Annotated in this window: 22 protein-coding genes; 12 read left to right on the top strand and 10 right to left on the bottom strand. The window is 56.4% G+C overall.

The window, feature by feature from the left end; all coding sequences use genetic code 11:
* The 7 genes from ftsQ to mutT all read left to right on the top strand — a co-directional run bounded on the left by ftsQ (position 1) and on the right by mutT (position 8,313).
* On the top strand, positions 1 to 831 hold the full coding sequence (ftsQ, locus tag ACK5JN_RS23265) for a cell division protein FtsQ (protein WP_416872312.1): 831 nt from the start codon (positions 1 to 3) through the stop codon (positions 829 to 831).
* Positions 832 to 833: 2 nt separating this feature from the next.
* On the top strand, positions 834 to 2,096 hold the full coding sequence (gene ftsA, locus ACK5JN_RS23260) for a cell division protein FtsA (RefSeq protein ID WP_064547444.1): 1,263 nt from the start codon (positions 834 to 836) through the stop codon (positions 2,094 to 2,096).
* A gap of 62 nt (positions 2,097 to 2,158) precedes the next feature.
* Positions 2,159 to 3,310: a cell division protein FtsZ gene (gene ftsZ / locus ACK5JN_RS23255; protein WP_416872311.1), complete on the top strand. Its 1,152-nt coding sequence runs from the start codon at positions 2,159 to 2,161 to the stop codon at positions 3,308 to 3,310.
* 100 nt (positions 3,311 to 3,410) lie between these two features.
* A complete protein-coding gene (lpxC, locus tag ACK5JN_RS23250; protein WP_064547446.1) occupies positions 3,411 to 4,328 on the top strand; it encodes a UDP-3-O-acyl-N-acetylglucosamine deacetylase in 918 nt (305 codons plus the stop codon).
* A 259-nt stretch (positions 4,329 to 4,587) separates the two neighbouring features.
* Entirely contained in the window at positions 4,588 to 5,094 is a 507-nt protein-coding gene (gene secM / locus ACK5JN_RS23245; RefSeq protein WP_416872310.1) for a secA translation cis-regulator SecM, read from the top strand.
* 64 nt (positions 5,095 to 5,158) lie between these two features.
* Positions 5,159 to 7,864, top strand: coding sequence for a preprotein translocase subunit SecA (gene secA / locus ACK5JN_RS23240; protein ID WP_416872309.1), 2,706 nt, complete (start codon positions 5,159 to 5,161; stop codon positions 7,862 to 7,864).
* Between the two features lie 59 nt (positions 7,865 to 7,923).
* Positions 7,924 to 8,313 (top strand): 8-oxo-dGTP diphosphatase MutT, encoded by a 390-nt coding sequence (gene mutT / locus ACK5JN_RS23235; RefSeq protein WP_064547452.1) that lies wholly within the window; start codon positions 7,924 to 7,926, stop codon positions 8,311 to 8,313.
* A gap of 126 nt (positions 8,314 to 8,439) precedes the next feature.
* On the opposite strand, the gene yacG is transcribed toward mutT, so the two are convergent.
* The 3 genes from yacG to coaE are packed head-to-tail and all read right to left on the bottom strand — an operon-like array spanning position 8,440 to position 10,007.
* Positions 8,440 to 8,634 carry a DNA gyrase inhibitor YacG gene (gene yacG / locus ACK5JN_RS23230; RefSeq protein WP_416872308.1) on the bottom strand — a complete coding sequence of 65 codons (195 nt, stop codon included), beginning with the start codon at positions 8,632 to 8,634 and terminating at the stop codon, positions 8,440 to 8,442.
* Between the two features lie 9 nt (positions 8,635 to 8,643).
* Positions 8,644 to 9,387, bottom strand: coding sequence for a cell division protein ZapD (gene zapD, locus ACK5JN_RS23225; RefSeq protein WP_416872307.1), 744 nt, complete (start codon positions 9,385 to 9,387; stop codon positions 8,644 to 8,646).
* The gene (coaE, locus tag ACK5JN_RS23220) at positions 9,387 to 10,007 is read right to left on the bottom strand and encodes a dephospho-CoA kinase (RefSeq protein WP_416872306.1); all 621 of its coding nucleotides are present in this window, start codon (positions 10,005 to 10,007) and stop codon (positions 9,387 to 9,389) included. Before coaE ends, zapD begins: the two co-directional genes overlap by 1 nt.
* Before the next feature lie 204 nt (positions 10,008 to 10,211).
* On the opposite strand from coaE, the gene ACK5JN_RS23215 reads away from it, so the two are divergent.
* Positions 10,212 to 11,276 carry a GMP reductase gene (locus ACK5JN_RS23215; RefSeq protein ID WP_416872318.1) on the top strand — a complete coding sequence of 355 codons (1,065 nt, stop codon included), beginning with the start codon at positions 10,212 to 10,214 and terminating at the stop codon, positions 11,274 to 11,276.
* A gap of 31 nt (positions 11,277 to 11,307) precedes the next feature.
* On the opposite strand, the gene hofC is transcribed toward ACK5JN_RS23215, so the two are convergent.
* From hofC to nadC, 4 genes are all read right to left on the bottom strand, one after another.
* Entirely contained in the window at positions 11,308 to 12,507 is a 1,200-nt protein-coding gene (hofC, locus tag ACK5JN_RS23210) for a protein transport protein HofC (protein WP_416872305.1), read from the bottom strand.
* Positions 12,500 to 13,885 carry a type II secretion system protein GspE gene (gene gspE / locus ACK5JN_RS23205; protein ID WP_416872304.1) on the bottom strand — a complete coding sequence of 462 codons (1,386 nt, stop codon included), beginning with the start codon at positions 13,883 to 13,885 and terminating at the stop codon, positions 12,500 to 12,502. The genes hofC and gspE overlap by 8 nt, the downstream gene beginning before the upstream one ends.
* A gap of 13 nt (positions 13,886 to 13,898) precedes the next feature.
* Complete coding sequence (ppdD, locus tag ACK5JN_RS23200; protein WP_416872303.1) at positions 13,899 to 14,336, bottom strand: prepilin peptidase-dependent pilin; 438 nt, start codon at positions 14,334 to 14,336, stop codon at positions 13,899 to 13,901.
* Between the two features lie 174 nt (positions 14,337 to 14,510).
* On the bottom strand, positions 14,511 to 15,404 hold the full coding sequence (nadC, locus tag ACK5JN_RS23195) for a carboxylating nicotinate-nucleotide diphosphorylase (RefSeq protein WP_416872302.1): 894 nt from the start codon (positions 15,402 to 15,404) through the stop codon (positions 14,511 to 14,513).
* An 87-nt stretch (positions 15,405 to 15,491) separates the two neighbouring features.
* Here nadC and ampD point away from each other — a divergent pair, with 87 nt between their 5' ends.
* A complete protein-coding gene (gene ampD, locus ACK5JN_RS23190) occupies positions 15,492 to 16,055 on the top strand; it encodes a 1,6-anhydro-N-acetylmuramyl-L-alanine amidase AmpD (protein WP_416872301.1) in 564 nt (187 codons plus the stop codon).
* Positions 16,052 to 16,906 (top strand): beta-lactamase regulator AmpE, encoded by an 855-nt coding sequence (gene ampE, locus ACK5JN_RS23185; RefSeq protein ID WP_416872300.1) that lies wholly within the window; start codon positions 16,052 to 16,054, stop codon positions 16,904 to 16,906. The genes ampD and ampE overlap by 4 nt, the downstream gene beginning before the upstream one ends.
* A 79-nt stretch (positions 16,907 to 16,985) precedes the next feature.
* Here the strand turns inward: ampE and ACK5JN_RS23180 are convergent, their stop codons facing one another.
* From ACK5JN_RS23180 to aroP, 3 genes are all read right to left on the bottom strand, one after another.
* The gene (locus ACK5JN_RS23180) at positions 16,986 to 17,936 is read right to left on the bottom strand and encodes a family 43 glycosylhydrolase (protein WP_416872299.1); all 951 of its coding nucleotides are present in this window, start codon (positions 17,934 to 17,936) and stop codon (positions 16,986 to 16,988) included.
* Positions 17,936 to 19,345 (bottom strand): glycoside-pentoside-hexuronide (GPH):cation symporter, encoded by a 1,410-nt coding sequence (locus ACK5JN_RS23175; protein ID WP_416872298.1) that lies wholly within the window; start codon positions 19,343 to 19,345, stop codon positions 17,936 to 17,938. The genes ACK5JN_RS23180 and ACK5JN_RS23175 overlap by 1 nt, the downstream gene beginning before the upstream one ends.
* A 247-nt stretch (positions 19,346 to 19,592) precedes the next feature.
* Positions 19,593 to 20,960: an aromatic amino acid transporter AroP gene (aroP, locus tag ACK5JN_RS23170; protein WP_416872297.1), complete on the bottom strand. Its 1,368-nt coding sequence runs from the start codon at positions 20,958 to 20,960 to the stop codon at positions 19,593 to 19,595.
* A gap of 537 nt (positions 20,961 to 21,497) precedes the next feature.
* Here aroP and pdhR point away from each other — a divergent pair.
* Entirely contained in the window at positions 21,498 to 22,262 is a 765-nt protein-coding gene (gene pdhR, locus ACK5JN_RS23165) for a pyruvate dehydrogenase complex transcriptional repressor PdhR (RefSeq protein WP_416872296.1), read from the top strand.
* Positions 22,263 to 22,417: 155 nt separating this feature from the next.
* Positions 22,418 to 24,533, top strand: a 2,116-nt coding sequence (aceE, locus tag ACK5JN_RS23160) for a pyruvate dehydrogenase (acetyl-transferring), homodimeric type (protein ID WP_416872295.1), incomplete at its 3' end; no start/stop codon positions are given.

Below are 24,533 nucleotides of genomic sequence, written 5' to 3'. Positions count from 1 at the left end.
ATGTCGCAGGCTGCGCTGAATACGCGGAATCGTGAAGAAGAAGAAGAGTATGCGGCTTCACGGCGCAATAATGGAACGCATTTAGCGGGGATCCTGTTCCTGCTGGCGGTGTTGTGTACCGTGTTTGTGAGCGGCTGGGTCGTGCTGGGCTGGATGGAAGATGCGCAACGTTTGCCCATCTCAAAACTGGTGGTCACCGGCGAGCGCCATTACACGCGTAATGATGATATCCGCCAGTCCATCCTGGCTTTAGGATCGCCTGGAACCTTTATGACTCAGGATGTGAACATCGTTCAGAGTCAGATTGAACGTCTGCCGTGGATTAAACAGGCAAGCGTAAGAAAGCAGTGGCCGGACGAATTGAAGATTCATCTGGTTGAATATGTGCCAATTGCGCGTTGGAATGATCAGCACATGGTGGACGCAGAAGGCACCGCCTTCAGCATACCGGCCGATCGTACCAGCAAGCAGAACTTGCCTATGCTGTATGGCCCGGAAGGCAGCGCAAGCGAAGTCTTGCAGGGTTATCACGACATGGGAGCGGTGCTCGCGAAAAGGAAATTCACGTTAAAGGTTGCGGCGATGACCGCGCGCCGTTCGTGGCAGCTGACGCTTGATAACGGTATCAAGCTGAATCTGGGGCGGGGCGATACGATGAAGCGACTGACGCGTTTCCTGGAACTCTATCCGGTTCTGGAGCAGCAGGCGCAAACTGAGGGTAATCGGATTAGCTATGTTGATTTGCGTTATGACTCGGGGGCGGCAGTAGGCTGGGAACCTGCTCCTGCGGCGGACACCAATCAACAACAGAATCAGGCACAGGCAGAATAACAATGATCAAGGCGACGGACAGAAAACTGGTAGTTGGACTGGAGATCGGCACTGCGAAAGTAGCCGCTTTAGTAGGGGAAGTTCTGCCCGACGGAGTGATTAATATCATTGGGGTCGGCAGTTGCCCATCCCGGGGTATGGATAAAGGCGGGGTTAACGACCTGGAGTCGGTGGTGAAATGCGTACAGCGCGCCATCGACCAGGCGGAGCTAATGGCGGATTGCCAGATCTCTTCTGTGTATCTGGCGCTTTCCGGCAAACACATTAGCTGTCAAAATGAGATCGGAATGGTGCCCATCTCTGAAGAAGAGGTGACGCAGGAAGACGTTGAGAACGTGGTGCATACGGCGAAATCGGTTCGCGTGCGCGATGAGCATCGTGTTCTGCACGTGATCCCGCAGGAATACGCCATTGATTACCAGGAAGGGATCAAAAACCCGGTCGGCTTGTCCGGCGTGCGTATGCAGGCCAAGGTACATCTGATCACCTGCCACAACGATATGGCGAAGAACATCGTGAAAGCGGTGGAACGTTGTGGTCTGAAGGTTGACCAACTGATTTTCGCCGGGCTGGCGTCCAGTTATTCTGTACTGACGGAAGACGAACGTGAGCTGGGCGTGTGCGTGGTTGATATCGGCGGCGGTACAATGGATATTGCCGTGTATACTGGCGGTGCGCTGCGCCACACCAAGGTTATCCCGTACGCGGGGAACGTGGTGACCAGCGACATCGCTTACGCCTTCGGTACGCCGCCAAGCGATGCCGAAGCGATTAAAGTGCGCCACGGCTGTGCATTAGGCTCCATTGTGGGCAAAGATGAGAGCGTTGAAGTGCCGAGCGTGGGCGGACGTCCGCCGCGCAGCCTGCAGCGCCAGACATTGGCAGAGGTCATTGAGCCGCGTTACACCGAGCTCTTAAACCTCGTCAATGAAGAGATTTTACAGTTACAGGAACAGCTTCGTCAGCAAGGGGTCAAACACCACCTGGCGGCGGGGATTGTGTTGACCGGCGGCGCGGCGCAAATTGAAGGCTTAGCGGCCTGCGCGCAGCGCGTGTTCCATACGCAGGTGCGTATTGGCGCTCCGCTGAACATTACCGGTCTGACGGACTATGCCCAGGAGCCGTACTATTCCACGGCGGTGGGCCTGCTGCACTACGGGAAAGAGTCCCACTTGAGTGGTGAAGCGGAAGTAGAAAAGCGCGTGACTGCATCGGTTGGATCGTGGATCAAGCGGCTGAATAGCTGGTTACGCAAAGAGTTTTAATTTTTAAAGAGACCAACGCAGATTAACGGTCTCGGGCGACAGGCACAAAACGGAGAGAAACTATGTTTGAACCTATGGAACTGACCAACGACGCGGTGATTAAAGTCATCGGCGTCGGTGGCGGCGGCGGTAATGCCGTTGAACACATGGTGCGCGAGCGCATCGAAGGCGTTGAATTCTTCGCAGTTAACACCGACGCGCAGGCACTGCGCAAAACGGCGGTTGGCCAGACTATCCAGATTGGTAGCGGTATTACCAAAGGTCTGGGCGCTGGGGCCAACCCGGAAGTGGGCCGTAACGCGGCTGACGAAGACCGTGAAGCGCTGCGCGCAGCGTTAGACGGTGCCGACATGGTGTTTATCGCAGCCGGCATGGGCGGCGGTACCGGTACCGGTGCAGCGCCTGTGGTTGCGGAAGTTGCCAAAGATTTAGGTATTCTGACCGTGGCCGTCGTGTCCAAGCCTTTCAACTTTGAAGGCAAGAAGCGTATGGCATTTGCCGAGCAGGGGATCACCGAGCTGTCCAAGCACGTTGACTCACTGATCACCATCCCGAACGACAAGCTGCTGAAAGTGCTGGGTCGCGGTATCTCCCTGCTCGACGCGTTTGGGGCGGCAAACGACGTGCTGAAAGGCGCAGTTCAGGGTATAGCCGAACTGATTACCCGTCCGTGTCTGATGAACGTCGACTTTGCAGACGTACGCACCGTAATGTCCGAAATGGGCTACGCGATGATGGGCTCCGGCGTGGCGAGCGGTGAAGACCGTGCGGAAGAAGCGGCTGAAATGGCTATCTCTTCTCCGCTGCTGGAAGATATCGACCTGTCCGGCGCTCGTGGCGTGCTGGTCAACATCACCGCGGGCTTCGACCTGCGTCTGGATGAGTTCGAAACCGTCGGCAACACCATCCGTGCGTTTGCATCGGATAACGCGACCGTGGTTATCGGTACTTCCCTTGACCCGGATATGAACGACGAACTGCGCGTCACCGTGGTTGCGACCGGTATCGGCATGGACAAACGTCCTGAGATCACCCTGGTGACCAACAAGCAGACGCAGCAACCGGCGCTGGATCGCTATCAGCAGCACGGCATGGCACCGCTGACGCAAGAACAGAAACCGGCAGCTAAAGTGGTTAACGACAATACGCCGCAGACCACCAAAGAACCGGATTATCTGGATATCCCTGCATTCCTGCGTAAGCAAGCTGACTAAGAATTAGCTGGAAGTTGGGAATCTGCGCTCTTTGTGCTAAACTGGCCCACCGAATGTGTAGTACACTTCGGTTGGATAGTTAATTTGGCGAGATTATACGATGATCAAACAAAGGACTCTTAAACGTATCGTTCAGGCGACTGGCGTCGGTTTACATACCGGCAAAAAGGTCACGCTGACGCTACGCCCTGCGCCGGCAAATACCGGGGTCATCTATCGTCGCACCGACTTGAATCCACCGGTAGATTTTCCGGCCGATGCCAAATCTGTGCGTGATACAATGCTCTGTACTTGCCTGGTCAACGAGCATGACGTGCGGATTTCTACCGTAGAGCACCTGAACGCCGCGCTGGCGGGTCTGGGTATCGACAACATTGTTGTTGAAGTCGATGCGCCAGAAATCCCGATTATGGACGGTAGTGCTGCGCCGTTCGTTTATCTGCTGCTGGATGCCGGCATCGATGAGCTGAACTGCGCGAAGAAATTCGTCCGTATTAAAGACACCGTTCGCGTTGAAGATGGCGATAAGTGGGCTGAATTCAAACCGTACAATGGTTTCTCGTTGGACTTTACCATCGACTTTAACCATCCGGCGATTGACTCCAGCACCCAGCGTTATGCGATGAATTTCTCCGCAGACGCCTTTATGCGCCAGATCAGCCGTGCACGTACTTTCGGTTTCATGCGTGATATCGAATATCTGCAGTCCCGTGGCCTGTGCCTGGGCGGCAGCTTCGATTGTGCCATCGTTGTTGACGATTATCGCGTACTGAACGAAGACGGCCTGCGTTTTGAAGATGAATTCGTTCGTCACAAAATGCTGGATGCTATCGGTGACTTGTTCATGTGTGGTCACAACATTATTGGTGCATTTACCGCGTATAAATCCGGTCATGCGCTGAACAATAAACTTCTGCAGGCAGTCCTTGCTAAACAGGAAGCATGGGAGTTTGTGACCTTCGAAGACGACGCAGAACTGCCCCTGGCGTTCAAAGCACCGACGATGGTTCTGGCATAAGCCTGACCATTTCGTAAATTCGACTGGCAACCTGGCACTCTCTCCGGTCAGGGAACCAGTCGTTTTTTCTTTTTATTCCCATCATCCCGTTTTCCCGCTGTTGCCCTCTCTTAAAGATCACAATCCTGTGCAACCGCTGCTTTCTTAACCCGTTTTTCGCTGCTGTTTTCGTCATTCCTGCTGCTGTGACGCGGCATTAATGGTAATATTCTCGGGCTAAAATAGAATAACGGTACTGAAACCGAAGGTGGAACATTACGTGAGTGGAATGCTGACGCGTTGGCGACAGTTTGGTAGACGCTACTTCTGGCCGCATCTCCTGTTGGGGATGGTTGCTGCCGGTTTTGGCCTGCCTGCGCTTGCGAATAACGCCGAGCCGGCTTCTCCCGCTCGCGCCACAACCAGTAACCATCACCCGGCGCAGAGAATCGACTTCTCGCAGCTGGCGCGGCTGGAAAATAACCGTCGTCCTTCCTTCAGCGTCGACTACTGGCATCAGCATGCCATCCGCACCGTTATTCGCCACCTTTCTTTTGCCATGGCGCCGACCGCGTCACCGGTGGCCGAGCCAACGTCTCCGCTGCAGGCGGCACAGCATCTGGCGCTCCTCGATACGCTGAATGCGTTACTGAACGTTGAAAGCCAGCCGTCGGTCGTCATTGCGCAGAGCGCGGTCTTACCCGCGCTCGCACCTTCCGTCTTTAGCATCCCCGCCTGGGTTAGCCAGGTGCAGGGCATCCGCGCCGGGCCGCAGCGCCTCGTCTGAAAATAATTTTTTTAGTTCCTTTATTTTTCTGACTCCGCAATGGCGGGGCGTTTGAGATTTTATTATGTTAATCAAATTATTGACCAAAGTTTTTGGTAGTCGTAACGACCGTACCCTGCGCCGTATGCGTAAAGCCGTCACCGTCATTAACGCGATGGAACCGGAGATGGAAAAACTCTCCGATGAAGAGCTGAAAGCGAAAACCAATGAATTCCGCGCGCGCATCGAAAAAGGCGAAACCGTTGAAAGCCTGATCCCCGAAGCGTTTGCCGTGGTGCGTGAAGCCAGTAAACGCGTGTTCGGCATGCGTCACTTCGACGTACAGCTGCTGGGCGGCATGGTACTGAACGACCGCTGCATCGCGGAAATGCGTACCGGTGAAGGTAAAACCCTGACCGCAACGCTGCCGGCTTACCTGAACGCGCTGTCCGGCAAGGGCGTGCATGTGGTGACCGTCAACGACTATCTGGCCCAGCGTGACGCCGAAAATAACCGCCCGCTGTTTGAATTCCTCGGTATGACCGTCGGCATCAACATGTCTGGCCTGCCGGCGCCTGCGAAGCGCGAAGCCTACAACGCCGACATCACCTACGGTACCAACAACGAATACGGCTTTGACTACCTGCGCGACAACATGGCGTTCAGCCCGGAAGAGCGCGTACAGCGTAAACTGCACTATGCGCTGGTCGATGAAGTTGACTCCATCCTGATCGATGAAGCGCGTACGCCGCTGATCATTTCCGGCCCGGCTGAAGACAGCTCGGAAATGTACAAAAAAGTGAACAAAATCATCCCTCACCTGGTGCGCCAGGAGAAGGAAGATTCCGACACCTTCCAGGGCGAAGGCCACTTCTCCGTGGACGAAAAAGCGCGTCAGGTTAACCTGACCGAACGCGGTCTGGTGCTGATTGAAGAGCTGCTGGTACAGGAAGGCATCATGGACGAAGGCGAGTCGCTGTACTCTCCGGGCAACATCATGCTGATGCACCACGTTACCGCTGCGCTGCGCGCCCACGTGCTGTTCACCCGCGACGTTGACTACATTGTCAAAGATGGCGAAGTTATTATCGTCGATGAACACACCGGTCGTACCATGCAGGGTCGTCGCTGGTCCGATGGTCTGCACCAGGCCGTTGAAGCCAAAGAAGGCGTTGATATTCAGAACGAAAACCAGACGCTGGCGTCCATCACCTTCCAGAACTACTTCCGTCTGTACGAGAAGCTGGCCGGTATGACCGGTACGGCAGACACCGAAGCGTTTGAATTCAGCTCCATCTACAAGCTGGATACCGTGGTCGTGCCGACCAACCGTCCGATGATCCGTAAAGATATGCCGGACCTGGTCTACATGACCGAAGCGGAAAAAATCCAGGCCATCATCGAAGATATCAAAGAGCGTACCGCGAAAGGCCAGCCGGTGCTGGTGGGGACTATCTCTATCGAGAAATCCGAAGTGGTCTCCCACGAGCTGACCAAAGCGGGTATCAAACATAACGTTCTGAACGCCAAATTCCACGCCAGCGAAGCGGACATCGTCGCGCAGGCGGGCTACCCGGCGGCGGTCACTATCGCCACCAACATGGCGGGCCGTGGTACCGATATTATGCTCGGCGGTAGCTGGCAGGCGGAAGTTGCGCATCTGGAAGATCCGACGCCGGAACAGATTGCGCAAATCAAAGCCGACTGGCAGGTGCGTCACGACGCGGTGCTGGCGGCTGGCGGCTTGCACATCATTGGTACCGAACGTCACGAATCTCGTCGTATCGATAACCAGCTGCGCGGCCGTTCCGGTCGTCAGGGCGATGCGGGTTCTTCTCGCTTCTACCTGTCGATGGAAGATGCCCTGATGCGTATCTTCGCCTCTGACCGCGTGTCCGGCATGATGCGTAAGCTGGGGATGAAACCGGGCGAAGCCATCGAGCACCCGTGGGTCACCAAAGCAATTGCCAACGCACAGCGCAAAGTGGAAAGCCGCAACTTCGATATTCGTAAGCAGCTGCTGGAATACGATGACGTGGCCAACGACCAGCGTCGCGCTATCTACACTCAGCGTAACGAACTGCTGGATGTGACCGACGTAAGCGAAACCATCAACAGCATTCGTGAAGATGTGTTTAAAGCGACTATCGACGCGCACATTCCGCCGCAGTCGCTGGAAGAGATGTGGGATATTCCGGGCCTGCAGGAACGTCTGAAAAATGACTTCGACCTCGAGCTGCCGATTTCCGAATGGCTGGACAAAGAGCCGGAGCTGCACGAAGAGACGCTGCGCGAGCGTATTCTGGCCAGCGCCGTCGAAGTCTACCAGCGTAAAGAAGAAGTGGTTGGTGCGGAAATGATGCGTCACTTCGAAAAAGGCGTGATGCTGCAAACCCTCGACTCGCTGTGGAAAGAGCACCTGGCGGCGATGGACTACCTGCGTCAGGGTATCCACCTGCGTGGCTATGCGCAGAAGGATCCGAAGCAGGAGTACAAACGCGAATCCTTCTCCATGTTTGCTGCTATGCTGGAATCGCTGAAGTATGAAGTGATCAGCACCCTGAGCAAGGTTCAGGTGCGTATGCCGGAAGAAGTGGAAGCCATGGAACAGCAGCGTCGCGAAGAAGCTGAGCGCCTGGCGCAAATGCAGCAGCTGAGCCATCAGAGCGATGACGAAGCCGTTGCGCAGGATCTGGCCGCGCAGACCGGCGACCGCAAAGTGGGTCGTAACGATCCGTGCCCTTGCGGTTCCGGTAAAAAATACAAACAGTGCCACGGCCGTTTGAGCTAAGGTTCTGATAAAAAGACAAAAGGCGCAGACTTCTGCGCCTTTTTTATGGATAAGACAAAATGAAAATACTGCAAATATCCGTCGGCATCATTCGCAATGCCGCCGGTGAAATCTATATCACCCAGCGCGCCGCCGACGCGCACATGGCGCATAAATGGGAGTTTCCCGGCGGTAAAATTGAGGCGGGAGAATCGCCGCAGGAGGCGGTGATCCGCGAACTGCAGGAAGAAGTGGGGATCGTGACTACCTCGCTGCAACCGTTTGATAAGCTGGAATATCAGTTCCCCGATCGCCACATTACGCTGTGGTTCTGGCTGGTTGACAGCTGGGAAGGAGAGCCGTGGGGTAAAGAAGGGCAGCCGGGACGCTGGGTTGCGCAACAGGATTTAGTGGCGGACGAATTCCCGCCGGCGAACGTGCCGGTGATTGAGAAGTTGATAGCGGGTTGATAATACGACGCCGGGCTGTTCCCGGCGTCGCTGCGCTCGGCCGGGCTACGTAGTTCCGTCGGGGTTGCGTGGTGCGGGTAGCCCGGACGAGGTGCGATAGCACCGACTCCGGGGAGGACTCCGGGATTACTGCTGTTCTTCGCTCCAGTCATCGCTGTCGGAGAGATCGCCGCTGCTTGGAATGCGTTTCTCCTCCGCCGCCCATTCGCCAAGGTCAATCAGCTGGCAGCGTTTAGAGCAAAATGGGCGATAAGGGCTTTGTTCACCCCAGATAACAGGTTTGTTGCAGGTGGGGCAGTTTACCGTAATGACGTCAGACATCTTCTCTCCTTAGCAGCACGCCAGTTCAAAATCCAGACGCTCTGGCACCACGCCGTGCTCGCTGTCCAGCGGCATAAAGCGGATAGCAAAGCGGCTCTTGTGGCCGGAGATCTGTGGGTAAAGCTGCGAGCTCAGTTCGAGCTTCAGGCGCAGCAGATCGGCGTCTTCACCGTTGTCCTGGTAAAAGCCGTTGAGGCTGGTTTGCTTGCGGAACTGCGCGGAGTTGCGCACCAGATCGAGAATTAACGTTAACGCCTGATTCAGCGGCTCCAGGCTTGCCAGCCAGGTCTCCACCAGCGCATCGCGCTGGTGCTGTTTAGCGTTCAGCCAGATATGCAGCGTTGGCAGGTCGAAGCTGCAGCAGCCGCCCGGAATGCTCAGACGCTGACGAACCAGCGCAATCAGTCGGTCTTCCCGCAGGAACTGCCCGATGCGCGGCGCGGCCATCAGGATGCTGCTGCTGTTTTTCAGCTGTTGACGCAGGGCCTCGATCCGGCTGAGGTCAACGCCCGGGACTTCGCTCCAGGCGTTCAGTTTGCGCTGCTGGCGCTCCAACTCTTTGAGCAGCTCGGTACGGATATCGCCGCGTTCGAACACATCCAGCAAATCCCCGACGTTACGAAAAAAATGCAGCGCGCTGGCGTGATCCCTGATGGGTAAATTGGCATGCAATTGCTCAGTCAGAAATTCAATACGCAGCCAGGTACGCATTTTTTCATTTAGCGGATGCTCAAAAAGGATGTGGGTGTGCATTACGATTTTTCCTGTGATACAGCCTGTGCCGCGAGCTCAAGATAGTGCGCGTGAAGGCGAGCGACATCCGATGCGATGGCATCTGGTGTGCCGTTGTTATTAATAACGTCGTCAGCCACGGCCAGACGCGCTTCGCGCGTGGCCTGGGCAGCAAGAATATGTTCTGCATGCTCACGCGACACGTTGTCGCGCTGCATGGTACGAAGAAGCTGGGTTTCGCGCGATACGTCAACCACCAGTACCCGATCGGCTCGTGCGTGAAGTTTGTTTTCTACCAGCAGTGGAACCACCCAGAGCACGTAAGGCGAGGTGGCCTGACGGAGCTGACGCTGGGTTTCCTGTTGAATCAAGGGATGCAGGAGGGCGTTCAGCCAGGCTTTATCCTCGGGCTGAGCGAAAATACGTTCGCGCAGCGCCCGGCGGTTGAGCGCGCCTTCCTCGGTAAGAATGTGCTGGCCGAAGCGTTCGGCAATGGCGGCCAATGCCGGCGTACCGGGTTCGACAACCTGACGGGCAAGAATATCGGCATCAATCACGTTAATTCCCAGGCAAGAAAACGCATCCGCGACCGTGCTTTTGCCGCTGCCGATGCCGCCCGTTAACGCCACTGTGTAAGTCATACCGCTGAGCCCTGGAATTTTAGTATGAAAATCATTTGGTTAAAAAACTGGCAGCCCAATGCGAGTGAATCAATGATGCACGGTACTATTCGCCAGGTAAATTTATGGGATTGTAGCTTAAAAAAAGTGAAAATCGCAGTCTTGCGAAGACCTGATTAGTGCGTATGATTGCATTACTGGAGTTGTGCTCTCAATTTAAATGCCATTAACCCCAGGAATTCTCACAAGCGTATCGAAGAAGATCTGAAGTTAGGTTTCAAAGACGTTCTTATCCGCCCTAAACGCTCTACTCTTAAAAGCCGTTCCGATGTTGAACTGGAACGCGAATTCACCTTTAAACATTCAGGCCAACGCTGGTCAGGCGTGCCGATTATCGCTGCGAATATGGACTCTGTGGGTACTTTCGGAATGGCAAAAGCACTCGCCTCTTTCGGTATCCTTACCGCTGTGCACAAGCACTATAGCGTTGAAGAGTGGAATGCCTTTGTACAAGCCGAGTCTGAAGACGTGCTCAAGCACGTGATGGTCTCTACCGGCACCTCCGACGCTGACTTTGAAAAAACGCAGCAGATCCTGAAGCAGAATCCGACGCTGAACTTCGTGTGCATCGACGTGGCTAACGGCTACTCCGAGCATTTCGTGCAGTTCGTGGCAAAAGCGCGCGAAGCGTGGCCGACCAAAACCATCTGTGCTGGCAACGTGGTTACTGGCGAAATGTGCGAAGAGCTGATTCTGTCCGGCGCGGATATCGTTAAAGTGGGCATCGGCCCTGGCTCCGTGTGCACCACCCGCGTGAAAACGGGCGTCGGCTATCCGCAGCTGTCCGCCGTAATTGAATGTGCCGATGCGGCGCACGGCCTTGGCGGCCAGATCGTCAGCGACGGCGGCTGCACCATGCCGGGTGACGTAGCCAAAGCGTTTGGCGGCGGTGCCGATTTCGTGATGCTGGGCGGTATGCTGGCTGGCCACGACGAAAGCGGCGGTGTCATCGTTGAAGAGAACGGCGAGAAATTCATGCTGTTCTACGGCATGAGCTCCGAGTCTGCGATGAAGCGCCACGTCGGCGGCGTTGCGCAGTATCGCGCGGCAGAAGGTAAAACCGTGAAGCTGCCGCTGCGTGGCCCGGTAGATAACACTGCGCGTGATATTCTTGGCGGCCTGCGTTCTGCGTGCACCTACGTCGGTGCCTCTCGTCTGAAAGAGCTGACCAAACGCACCACCTTTATCCGGGTGCAGGAACAAGAGAACCGCGTGTTCAACAGTCTGTAATCCCTCCACGCTGGCGCCGCGTGCGCCAGCGTTACCCCGCTCCGCTGATGGCATCGCCCAGATGAAAAATGGGCAGATACATTGCCACCACCAGCGTCCCAATGATTAACCCCGTGACGATCAACAGCAGCGGCTCCAGCATCGACGTCAGGTTTTCCGCCAGATTCTGCGTGCTGTCGTTATGATGCCGCGCCAGATTCTCCAGCATTTCATCCAGTGCCCCCGACGCTTCTCCCGTTCTCACCAGCTGTATACACAGTGGCGTAAACACGTGGCTGTTTTCCATCGCCTGCCAGATGGTGCTGCCCTGCGCGACGTCGTGGTGCAGGCGGGCGATGACCTCACGCCACCACGGGCAGGTGAGCGTTTCTTCGACGGTTTCCAGCCCCTGCAAAAAGGCAATCCCGGCGCGCTGAGTCAGCGACAGGACGGTAAAAATCTGGCTGAGCATTTGCCCGCGCCAGAGCTTGCCCATAATCGGCAGCGCGAGCAGCATCCGCTGGCGAAAGCGTTGCCATGGCGGGTGGTTTTTTAACGCGGCGCTTAGCCCGGCGGGCAACAGCAGCAGGGCTAACAGGGGAATACACCACCGCTCAATAAAGGCGGCGCTCGCCATGACGGCCAGCGTAAGCGCGGGCAACGGCGTGTTGAAGGTGCGGTAGATGGCGGTAAATTCCGGCAGGACGAAGCTGACCATCGCTACCACTACCAGCACGGCCAGCGACAGAATAATCAGCGGATAGCGCAGCGCTTTTTTCACCTTAGCCGTCAGCAGCAGCTGGGCTTTCTGCTGCTGAGAGAGTGCCAGGCAACAGTGTTCAAGCTTGCCGGTGATTTCTCCGGTGCGGATCATCGCCAGATACAGCGGGGGAAATGCCTGCGGCCACGATTTTAGCCCTTCCGATAGCGTCACCCCTTGCGCTAGGCGGCCAGCCAGCGTGGTCAGCAGGGCGCGCCACTGCGGTGCGGGGTGCTGCTGGCCGAGGAGCGCCAGGCTGTCCGATAGGGTCAGGCCAGCCTGCAAAAGCGTTGCCAGCTGGCTTATCACCGCACAGCTGTGCTGCGCTCGCCATAGCGATGCGTTCACCGCCCGCCGTTTCAGCGAGAGGGCAATAATGTTCTGCTGGGCGAGGGCCATCAGCGCGGCGGGCCGATGGCGGGCCCATAGCGTGCCACGATGTTCCGCGCCGCTAGCGTCAAGCCCGCGCCAGTGCCATAACTGTTCACGCATCGTGCGGCAACCCCAGTACGCGCAGCAGTTCTTCCTGCGTGGTTAGCCCCTGCTCGACGGCGCGGCAGCCATTTTCAAAAAGGGTGCTCATCCCCGTTTCCCGCGCCTGCCGCAGGAGATCGGCCGGGCTGAGGCCGCTGGCGATACCCTGCCTAAGCTCGGGCGTTATCGGCAGAAGTTCAAACAGCGCCAGGCGCCCCTGATAGCCATGGTAGCAGTGCTGGCAGCCAGGGGCCGTCCAGCGCGGCAGCGGGCGCGGCCATAGCGATTTGGGGAGCGGTTGTTCGCCGGGCGAGATCTGGCGACAGTGCGGACAGAGCCGACGCACCAGCCGCTGCGCGATGACCATTAAGAGCGCTGATGACACCATCCAGCGCGCCACGCCCATCTGCTCCAGGCGCACCAGCGTTTCGACGGTGGAGTTGGTGTGCAGCGTCGAGAGCACCAGATGGCCGGTTTGCGCGGCTTTGATGGCGATCTCTGCCGTTTCGCCGTCGCGGATTTCTCCCACCATCACGATATCCGGATCCTGACGCAGCAGGGCCCGCAGCACGTTCTGGAAGGTTAACCCCGCCCGCGGGCTGATCTGCGTCTGGTTCAGCCCCTCAAGCGGAATTTCAACGGGATCTTCCACGCTACAGATATTGATGTCGTTGCGGTTGCGGCTTTGCAGCGCGCTGTAGAGCGTCACCGTTTTTCCGCTGCCCGTGGGCCCGGTGACCAGTATCAGCCCCTGCGGTTGATTCAGCGCGGACTGAAGCTGCGTGAGCTCTTTGTCTGACAGGCCCAGGCGCTGAAGATCCAGCGCCTGTTCGACCTTATGCAGCAGGCGTAGAACGGCTTTTTCGCCGTAGCGGCAGGGGAGCGTTGAAAGCCTGAACGAGAGCGGCTTATCGGCAATGTCGATGGTGAACTGCCCATCCTGAGGCAAACGGCGCTCGGCGATATCCAGGCCACCGAGCACCTTGAGCCGGGCAATCAGCGGCGCCATGAGCGGCAATGAGATTGGCGCGAGAGGATGCAGGACGCCGTCTACCCGCAGCCGCACGCGCAGCCCGTGTTCCGTTGGCTCAAAATGGATATCGGATGCACGTTGAACCAGCGCCTGCTTGAGCAGATGGTCGAGCAGGTCAACCGCGTTATCGCTCTGTTCATGCGGCGTGGAATGGGATAATGGGGTTAGCTGCTGCAGATATTTGTCCATCCGCTCCTGAGTCCAGCATTCAATATCGATGCGCTTTTGGGTGGCGAAGCGGAGCGAATCCATCAGCTCGCCCGCCGGCGAACCAACCACCGCGATGCTCAGTTCATCGGCCGCATTGCTGAGCAGCACCGCGTGGTGCCGCTGGCATAGCGTTAACAACTGTTCCTGTTTCATCGTCTCGCCTCGCTTATTGCGCGTCAAAGCGGAAAACGTCTTCACAGGCCTGCTGTAGCGCACCATCGTTCTGGATATCGCAGGTACGCTGCCAGCCGGTGATGCCGTTGGCGTTGTCCCAGCCGGGGACGAGGGTAACGCTCAGGCCGTTGAGGCTTTCCTGGCCCGTCAGGATCACCGTGCCCTGCGCGACGCTCATCGCCGAAACGTAGCGGGTGGTGGTCGGCGATGGAATGCCGTTGCTGCCTGCATCGCAGCTGTCCAGCCCGCCGTGGTCGAGCGCGCACAGTTCGATCGCGGTGCGGTAGGGGACGAAGGTTTGCAGCATATCGGTAAGCGCTGCTTTGCGGAGATAGTTCTGATAAGCCGGGATGCCGATGGCGCTGAGGATGGCAATAATGCCGATCACAACCATCAGTTCGATAAGGGTAAATCCGCGCTGTCTGTTCATGTTGTGCTCCTTGCTGAAACTGGCGCTACTCTGGCAGAGGCGGTTGCGGTCAGCGAGGGGCGAAACGGCGTTCAGGAAGCTGCCTTCCAGCGTTTTTGCTGAAGTTGCAGCAATGCAGGGGGAAGTGGAACGGGGATCGAAAAATGCCCTCGCGGTGGAGGGCATCGGCAGTCGTTAGCGGAAGCGCATCGACAGGTCGAGCGCGCGCACGTGCTTGGTTAGCGCGCCGACGGAGATAAAGTCGACGCCGGTTTCGGCGAACTCACGGATGGTGTCGAAGGTGACGTTGCCGGAGACTTCCAGCTGAGCCTGCCCCTGGGTGATGTTCACTGCTTCACGCATCTGCTCGGTGTCGAAGTTATCCAGCATGATGATGTCGGCGCCGGCTTTCAGCGCTTCGCGCAGTTCCTGCAGGGTTTCTACCTCCACCTCAACCGGTACGTCCGGATGCAGCCAGAAGGCTTTCTCCACCGCCTGGCGTACGGAGCCGGAGGCAATAATGTGGTTTTCCTTAATCAGGAAAGCGTCGGATAATCCCAGGCGGTGATTGGCGCCGCCGCCGCACAGTACCGCGTATTTTAACGCGGTGCGCAGGCCCGGCAGCGTTTTGCGGGTGTCCAGCAGCTGGGTTTGAGTGCCTTCCAGCAGATCGACATACTTACGTACTTCGCTGGCGACGCCGGACAGCGTCTGCACGAAGTTCAGCGCGGTGCGTTCGCCGGTCAGCAGAACGCGCGACGGGCCGCTAATTTCAAACAGCGGCTGGTTAGCCACCACCGTATCGCCATCGTCAACGTGCCAGGTAAGGGTGACGTCATCGCCAGCCAGTTGAATAAAGACTTCTTCAACCCAGCGTTTACCGCAAAATACGCCGTCTTCACGCGTAATAACGATCGCATGAGACTGTGTTTTTTCCGGTAAGAGTTGTGCGGTAATATCGTTCTGTGCGTTCACCTCTCCGCCCAGATCTTCACGCAGCGCCTGGGCGACAGCGTTAGGGATATCGAGGTTGATTCGTTCGAGTAGCGCGTCACGTCGGTGGTCTGGGTTATAGCGGCGAGGCGGCATGATAAAGCTCCAAATTGGTAACGATGCAAAAGATTGAAACATGCTACTCTGAACCAGCAAGTAGCACCATATTTTAGGAGATCCTGAATGCAGTTAGATAAGGGCTGGCTGGTGGGCGTTCGGCAGGTGCCGTCCCCTCATCACGATGGTCGCCCGGAGGACGAGTCCCCGTCGCTGCTGGTTGTGCATAATATTAGCCTGCCGCCCGGCCAGTTTGGAGGCCCGTGGATAGACGCGCTGTTTACCGGCACGCTCGATCCCAACGCCGATCCGTTCTTCGCGGAAATTTGCCATCTGCGGGTGTCGGCCCACTGCCTGATTCGCCGTGACGGCGAGATCGTGCAGTATGTTCCCTTTCATCAACGCGCCTGGCATGCTGGCGTTTCCTGTTATCACGGGCGCGAGCGGTGTAACGATTTTTCTATCGGCATTGAGCTGGAAGGCACCGATACGCTGGCCTACACCGACGCGCAGTATGCGCAGCTGGCGGCGCTCACCCAACTGCTCATTGCCGAATATCCCGCCATTGCCGACAAAATGACCGGCCACAGTGATATCGCGCCCGTGCGTAAAACCGATCCCGGCCCTGCGTTTGACTGGGATCGTTTTCGCGCGCTGGTCACCCCCTCGTCAGATAAGGAGATGACATGACGTTGTTTACCACGCTACTGGTTTTGTTCGCCGAGCGCTTGTTTAAACTTGGCGAGCACTGGCAGCTCGATCACCGTCTGGAGACGCTGTTTCGCCGCGTGAAACACTATTCGCTGGCCGCCACGTTGGTGATGACCCTGGCGGTAATGGCGGTGGTCGCCCTTATCCAGCGCGCGCTGGACGGGCTGCTGTTTAACGTGCCGCAGCTGATTTTCTGGATCCTGCTGGGGCTGCTGTGCATCGGCGCGGGCCGCGTTCGGCTGCATTATCACGCCTACCTGAAAGCGGCGTCACACAATGACGCCCACGCCCGCGAGGCGATGGCCAGTGAACTGACGATGATTCACGGCGTCCCGCCGGGCTGCGATGAGCGGGAGTTCCTGCGTGAATTGCAGAACGCGCTGCTGTGGATTAACTACCGTTTCTATCTGGCACCGCTGTTCTGGTTTGTGGTGGGCGGATCCTGGGGGCCAGCGGCGCTGATGGGCTACGCGTTCCTGCGTTCATGGCAGTCCTGGCTGGCACGCTACCAGACGCCGCACCAGCGCCAGCAATCGGGCATCGACGCCATTCTGCACGTCGTGGACTGGGTTCCCGTACGTCTGGTTGGCGTGGTGTATGCGCTGATTGGCCACGGCGAGAAGGCGCTCCCGGCCTGGTTTGCTTCGCTGGGCGACCGCCATACTTCACAGTATCAGGTGCTGACGACGCTGGCGCAGTATTCGCTGGCCCGCGAGCCGCACGTTGATAAAGTGGAAACGCCAAAGGCGGCGGTGTCGATGGCGAAGAAGACGTCGTATGCGGTGGTGGTGGTGATGGCGCTGCTGACGATTTATGGGACGTTAGTGTAGTTTGTTGCCGGATGGCGCTGCACTTATCCAGCCTACGAGATTGTAGGCCCGGTAAGCGCAGCGCCACCTGGCAAAAGGGTTAAAGCGTATCTGCTGGTGGAATACCGAAATCAGGCATCCCATCTTCTTTCCAGCGCACCGTCTTCAGGCGCGTATGGCGATTCGGGTCGTACAGCGGGTCACCTTCAATTTCCGTGTAATTCCTCGCGTGATAAACCAGCACATCCTCTCCTTCAGGCGTCTGCGTAAAGCTGTTATGCCCCGGCCCGTACTGGCGGTTTTCGTAGCTGGTGGTGAACACCGGCTGCGGGGATTTATGCCAGTTTTCCGGTTTGGTCATGTCGGCATCTTTATCAATCCACAGCAGTCCCATGCAGTAGTTTTCATCGGTCGCGCTGGCAGAGTAGCTGATGAACAGACGGTCACCGTGGGTCACAACGGCGGGCCCTTCGTTGACCAGAAAACCGCGGCATTCCCAGTCGAATTCGGGCTTGCTGAGCATTACCGGTTCACTTTTCAGGGTCCACGGGTTTTCCAGTTCCGCCAGGTACAGATTGGAGTTACCGGCTATCTCCGGCGACTTTTGCGCCCACAGATACCAGCGTTTACCCTGATGTTCGAAGGTGGTGGCGTCGAGGCAGAAGGTGTCGAACGGCGTTTTGACCTGGCCTTTCTCAACCCATTTGCCGCTCAGCGGATCGGCATCGCTGCACTCCAGCGCGAACATGCGGTGCTGGAACATCCCCAGGCTGTCGAACGCCCGGGTGTGGGCGGCAGCGAAGTAGATATACCATTTGTTATCAATGTAATGCAGCTCCGGTGCCCAGATAAGGTTGCTCATCGGGCCGGTGTCCGGCTTGCGCCAGACCACCACCGGCTCTGAGGTACGCAGGCCGTCGAGGTCGGCGGCGCGGCGGATCTCCAGCCGGTCGTATTCCGGCACGGAGGCGATAAAGTAGTACGCGTCCTTGTGGCGCAGAATAAACGGATCGGCGCGTTGCTCAATAAAGGGGTTGGGCCAGTTCTTCATCAGGCTTTCCTTACGTGTTCAGTCGTTTTCAATTCTTGCTGGTATTCATTCAGTTCGCGATAGTTGTTGCGGCGTTTTTCCAGGTCTTCCTGAATCTGTTTCATCAGGTTGCGGTCAACCTTCAGCAGACGCACGACGCCGGCGGTAATCAGGTAGCCCACGCCAGGAATAACGGTGAACAGCAGCATAATGCCGTTGATGGTGGTGTCGCTTTGCGCTTTCGCACCCGCGTCGTAGCCGTACCAGGAGAGCAGGAAGCCGACCATCGCCCCGGCTACCGCCAGCCCCACTTTCAGGAAGAACAGGTTACCGGAGAAGCTGATGCCGGTGATACGCTTGCCGGTTTTCCACTCGCCGTAGTCGTCCACGTCGGCCATCAGCGACCAGTGCAGCGGAGACGGGATCTGGTGCAGCACGTTCAGCAGGAAGTAGAGCACCACGATCAGCACGGTGGCATGCGGGTCGAAGAAATAGAAGGCGATAGAGAAGATGGCCAGCGCGATGTTGGTCCAGAAGAAGACCTGCAGTTTACACCAGCGGTCGGTCAAGACTTTGGCCAGCATACTGCCGATCATCATGCCGACCACGCCCAGGCTGATAAAAATAGTGGCGAAATGGGTGCTTTCGCCCATCACCCAGGTGACGTAGTACATGGTGGCGGCCATGCGGATAAAGCCCGGGCATACGTTGCATAGGGTCAGCAGCAGAATGCGCACCCACTGGTCGTTTTTCCAGACGTCTTTTAAATCCTGCTTGAGTTCATCGTTGGTCTGTACCGCCGGGCGGACGCGTTCACGCACGGTAGCGAAGCAGAACAGGAACATACACATGCCGATGAAGGCCAGCACGGTCATCGCCATCTGGTAGCCTTTCGCTTTGTCTTCACCGCCGAACCAGTCGGCCATCGGCAGCAGCGTCAGCGACAGCAGCAGGGTGGCGATACCGACCAGTACGAAGCGGTAAGACTGGCAGGCGACGCGCTCTTTCGGGTCGTTGGTGATCACGCTACCCAGCGAGCAGTAGGGAATATTGATGGCGGTATAGGTGATCGATAACAGGAAATAGGTGACAAACGCATAGATAACTTTGCTGCTATAGCTCCAGTCCGGCGTGGTGAACATCATCACGCTGAACAGCGCGTAAGGGAAGGCTATCCACAGCAGCCATGGACGAAAGCGGCCATACTTACTGCGGGTACGGTCGGCCAGCGCGCCCATGATCGGGTCGGTGACGGCGTCGATGACGCGAATAGAGAGCAGCAGTACGCCAACCAGCGCCGGCGCTAAACCAAAAATATCGGTGTAAAAATAGTTAACGAACAGCATGATAGCGCCGAAGATGATGTTACATCCCGCGTCGCCCATGCCATAACCAATCTTCTCTTTTACTGACAGTTTACTTGTGTTCATCGCCAGATCTCTTTTGGGTTATATGGAGAAGATTATTGCCAGCTAAAGGGGGAAATGCGTAGCAGGATAACGTTGTTGATATGGATAATGTTGCTGCGCAGAGGAAAGTGTGAAGCAGGTAACATCAGGAAAAAGGCCTCTCCGTATGGAGAGGCCTGTGGAGAATCGAGTAGCCTGGACGAGGGGCGATAGCGCCGACTCCGGGGGCGTCCCGGCGTCACTTCATTCGGCCGGGCTACCGTGAGTATCAGGCTTTGGCGGTTTTGGCGGCCTTCTGCTTAAACATGTAGCCAATGCCGAGGATGATAATCCATACCGGAATCAGCCATACGGAGATGGCCATGCCCGGGGTCATCACCATAATCACCAGCACGGCGGCCATGAAGACCAGGCAGATCCAGTTCCCCAGCGGGTAGAACAGCGCCGGGAAGCGGGTGGTGACGCCCTGCTGCTGTTTGGCTTTGCGGAACTTGATGTGCGCCAGGCTGATCATCGCCCAGTTAATGACCAACGCGGAGACCACCAGCGCCATCAGCAGTCCGAATGCGGACTCTGGTGCCAGGTAGTTGATCAGCACGCACAGCGCAGTCACCACGGCAGAAACCAAAATCGAGCTCACCGGCACGCCGCGTTTGTCGACGTTCAGCAGCGCTTTCGGGGCGTTGCCCTGCTGCGCCAGACCGAAAAGCATACGGCTGTTGCAGTAGACGCAGCTGTTATACACGGAGAGCGCGGCGGTCAGAACCACGATGTTCAGGGCGTTCGCCACGAATGAGTCACCCAGTTCATGGAAGATAAGCACGAACGGGCTGACGTCTGCGGTGACGCGGGTCCACGGCATCAGCGAGAGCAGTACCGCCAGCGAGCCCACATAGAAAATCAGGATACGGTAGATAACCTGGTTGGTGGCTTTAGGAATGCTCTGCTCCGGGTTATCTGCTTCTGCCGCGGTAATCCCGACCAGCTCCAGGCCGCCGAAGGAGAACATGATTATCGCCATCATCATCACCAGCCCCGTCCAGCCATGCGGCAGGAAGCCGCCCTGTTCCCACAGGTTGCGCACGGTCGCCTGCGGGCCAGCGGTGCCGCTGAACAGCAGCCATGCGCCGAACAGAATCATCGCGATAACCGCGATAACCTTGATGATGGCAAACCAGAACTCCATCTCACCGAACACTTTAACGTTGGTCAGGTTGATGGCGTTGATAATCACAAAGAAGGCAGCCGCAGAAGCCCAGGTTGGGATCTCGGGATACCAGAACTGGATGTATTTACCCACTGCGGTGAGTTCCGCCATGGCAACCAGGACGTACAGCACCCAGTAGTTCCAGCCTGAGGCGAAGCCCGCGAAGTTGCCCCAGTACTTATAAGCAAAGTGGCTGAAGGAGCCCGCTACCGGCTCTTCAACCACCATTTCGCCCAGCTGGCGCATGATCATAAAGGCAATAAAACCGGCGATGGCGTAGCCGAGAATAATACCAGGACCGGCGGATTGAATAACGGAGGCGCTGCCAAGAAACAGGCCGGTGCCGATAGCGCCGCCCAGAGCGATCAGCTGGATATGGCGGTTCTTCAGGCCGCGCTTAAGCTGCGCGCCTTGCTGTTGACCTTCCATTGTGAAACCTCGTGTGTGGTTATTATTGTGACGCTGTTGTGCGTATGTACTTAAGAAATTCCGTTTTCTGTATTGTTATGTTTACGAAAAGCTTTTCTTAAAAAGAGGTAAGGCTCTTTCGTCATGAGCAGAATAGTGGTAAGCGAGAAGGAATGCACCTGCTTTATGAAGGAGTGATGACAGATTGGATAAAAAGACAACAACGGTCACGCCGCGCTGAAATGTCCATGTCACAATTTTATTGAATTAATAATCATTTATATGAATAAAAATTCATTTATAGCCGAATTGAAACGGTTCAGTTTGCTTAATGTTGTTTGGTTTAAGTTAATTGTACTTCTTTATAGGTAAAGCTGATTTTTGTGCAAAGTTACATTTCTGAAACATCATTTCTGTAATGTTGTTAAAAAGTGCCGGGTTTACTGATTTCAATCAAAACCTGTATGGACATAAGGTGAATACTTTGTTACTTTAGCGCTACGAACTTGAAATTGGTAAGACCAATTGACTCCGGGCTAATGGCAGAGACAGGGAACAATGGCCTACAGCAAAATCCGCCAACCAAAACTTTCTGATGTGATTGAGCAGCAGTTGGAGTTTTTGATTCTTGAGGGGACGTTACGCCCCGGCGAAAAACTTCCACCTGAACGCGAGCTGGCAAAGCAGTTCGACGTTTCTCGCCCTTCGCTGCGTGAGGCGATTCAACGCCTCGAAGCCAAAGGGCTCCTGCTTCGTCGTCAGGGCGGCGGGACTTTTGTTCAAAGCAGCCTATGGCAGAGCTTCAGCGATCCGCTGGTAGAGCTACTGTCCGACCACCCTGAATCCCAGTTTGATCTGCTAGAGACCCGTCACGCGCTGGAAGGTATCGCGGCTTATTACGCGGCACTGCGCAGCACTGATGAAGATCGCGTACGTATCCGCGAGTTGCATCAGGCCATTGAACGGGCTCAGCAGTCGGGCGACCTTGACGCTGAATCTGACGCCGTCGTCCAGTATCAAATTGCGGTCACTGAAGCCGCTCACAATGTGGTGCTGCTTCATCTGCTACGGTGTATGGAGCCGATGCTGGCGCAAAATGTTCGTCAAAACTTTGAGTTGCTCTACGCCCGCCGGGAGATGCTTCCGCAGGTAAGCAACCATCGTACAAGCATCTTTGAAGCCATCATGGCTGGCGAGCCCGAGCAAGCCCGCGAAGCCTCGCACCGCCACCTGGCCTTCATTGAAGAGATTCTGCTGGATAGAAGCCGTGAACAGAGCCGCCGCGAGCGCTCGTTACGCCGTCTTCAGCAGCGAAAGGATTAAGCTTTTTTCTGGCAGTCGTTTGACCAGAAAATGTGGAAATGCGCCTTTAGAGCGCGGCAACTAAACGCAGAACCTGTCTTATTGCGTTTTCCCACGAAAGCGCAATGGGACAGGTTCCAGACAAATCAACGTACTAGATAGATAAGGAATAACCCATGTCAGAACGTTTACACAATGACGTGGATCCGATCGAAACTCGCGACTGGCTACAGGCGATCGAATCGGTCATCCGTGAAGAAGGTGTTGAGCGCGCTCAGTATCTGATCGACCAACTGCTCTCTGAAGCACGCAAAGGCGGCGTTCAGGTTGCTGCGGGTGCAGGTGCTAGCGGTTACGTCAACACTATTGCCGTTGAAGATGAACCGGAATACCCGGGCAATCTGGAGCTGGAGCGTCGTATTCGTTCTGCTATCCGTTGGAACGCCATCATGACCGTGCTGCGTGCGTCTAAAAAAGACCTCGAGCTGGGCGGCCACATGGCATCCTTCCAGTCTTCTGCGACCTTCTACGAAGTTTGCTTCAACCACTTCTTCCGCGCCCGCAACGAGCAGGATGGCGGCGACCTGGTGTACTTCCAGGGCCACATCTCCCCGGGCGTGTACGCACGTGCGTTCCTGGAAGGCCGTCTGACCGAAGAGCAGATGGACAACTTCCGTCAGGAAGTACACGGCAAAGGCCTGTCTTCCTACCCGCACCCGAAACTGATGCCGACCTTCTGGCAGTTCCCGACCGTATCTATGGGTCTGGGCCCGATCGGCGCAATCTATCAGGCTAAATTCCTGAAATATCTGGAACACCGTGGCCTGAAAGATACCTCCAAACAGACCGTTTACGCCTTCCTGGGCGACGGAGAAATGGACGAACCAGAATCTAAAGGTGCGATCACCATCGCCACCCGTGAAAAACTGGACAACCTGGTCTTTGTTATCAACTGTAACCTGCAGCGCCTCGACGGCCCGGTTACCGGTAATGGCAAAATCATTAACGAACTGGAAGGCATCTTCGCGGGCGCTGGCTGGAACGTTATCAAGGTTATCTGGGGCGGTCGTTGGGATGAACTGCTGCGTAAAGACACCAGCGGTAAACTGATCCAGCTGATGGAAGAAACCGTTGACGGTGACTACCAGACCTTCAAATCCAAAGACGGCGCTTACGTGCGTGAGCACTTCTTCGGTAAATATCCGGAAACCGCAGCGCTGGTTGCCGACTGGACTGACGAGCAGATCTGGGCCCTGAACCGCGGTGGTCACGATCCGAAGAAAGTCTTCGCTGCACTGAAAAAAGCGCAGGAAACCAAAGGCAAAGCAACCGTAATCCTCGCCCATACCATCAAAGGTTACGGCATGGGTGACACCGCTGAAGGTAAAAACATCGCTCACCAGGTGAAGAAAATGAACATGGACGGCGTTCGCTACGTCCGCGATCGTTTCAACGTGCCGGTAGAAGATGCGGATATCGAAAAACTGCCGTACATCACCTTCCCGGAAGGCTCCGAAGAGCACAAGTACCTGCACGAACGCCGTCAGGCGCTGCACGGTTACCTGCCGAGCCGTCAGCCGAACTTCGATGAGAAGTTAGAGCTGCCGACCCTGGAAGATTTCGCGCCGCTGCTGGAAGAGCAGAACAAAGAAATTTCCACCACTATCGCGTTCGTTCGTGCCCTGAACGTGATGCTGAAGAATAAATCCATCAAAGACCGCCTCGTGCCGATCATCGCCGATGAAGCGCGTACCTTTGGTATGGAAGGTCTGTTCCGTCAGATTGGTATTTACAGCCCGAACGGCCAGCAGTACACCCCGCAGGACCGTGAGCAGGTTGCGTACTACAAAGAAGACGAGAAAGGCCAGATTCTGCAGGAAGGTATCAACGAGCTGGGTGCTGGCGCATCCTGGCTGGCGGCTGCGACCTCTTACAGCACCAACAACCTGCCGATGATCCCGTTCTACATCTACTACTCCATGTTCGGGTTCCAGCGTATCGGCGACCTGTGCTGGGCAGCAGGTGACCAACAGGCGCGCGGCTTCCTGATCGGTGGTACTTCCGGTCGTACGACGCTGAACGGCGAAGGTTTGCAGCACGAAGATGGCCACAGCCACATTCAGTCTCTGACTATCCCGAACTGTATCTCTTACGATCCGTCTTACGCGTACGTAGTTGCGGTCATCATGCACGATGGTCTGGAACGTATGTACGGTGAGAAACAAGAGAACGTTTACTACTACATCACCACGCTGAACGAAAACTACCACATGCCAGCTATGCCGGCAGGTG

Source organism: Kluyvera sp. (assembly GCF_047971185.1).
Classification (GTDB): domain Bacteria; phylum Pseudomonadota; class Gammaproteobacteria; order Enterobacterales; family Enterobacteriaceae; genus Kluyvera.
This window is presented reverse-complemented; position numbering and strand designations above follow the sequence as displayed.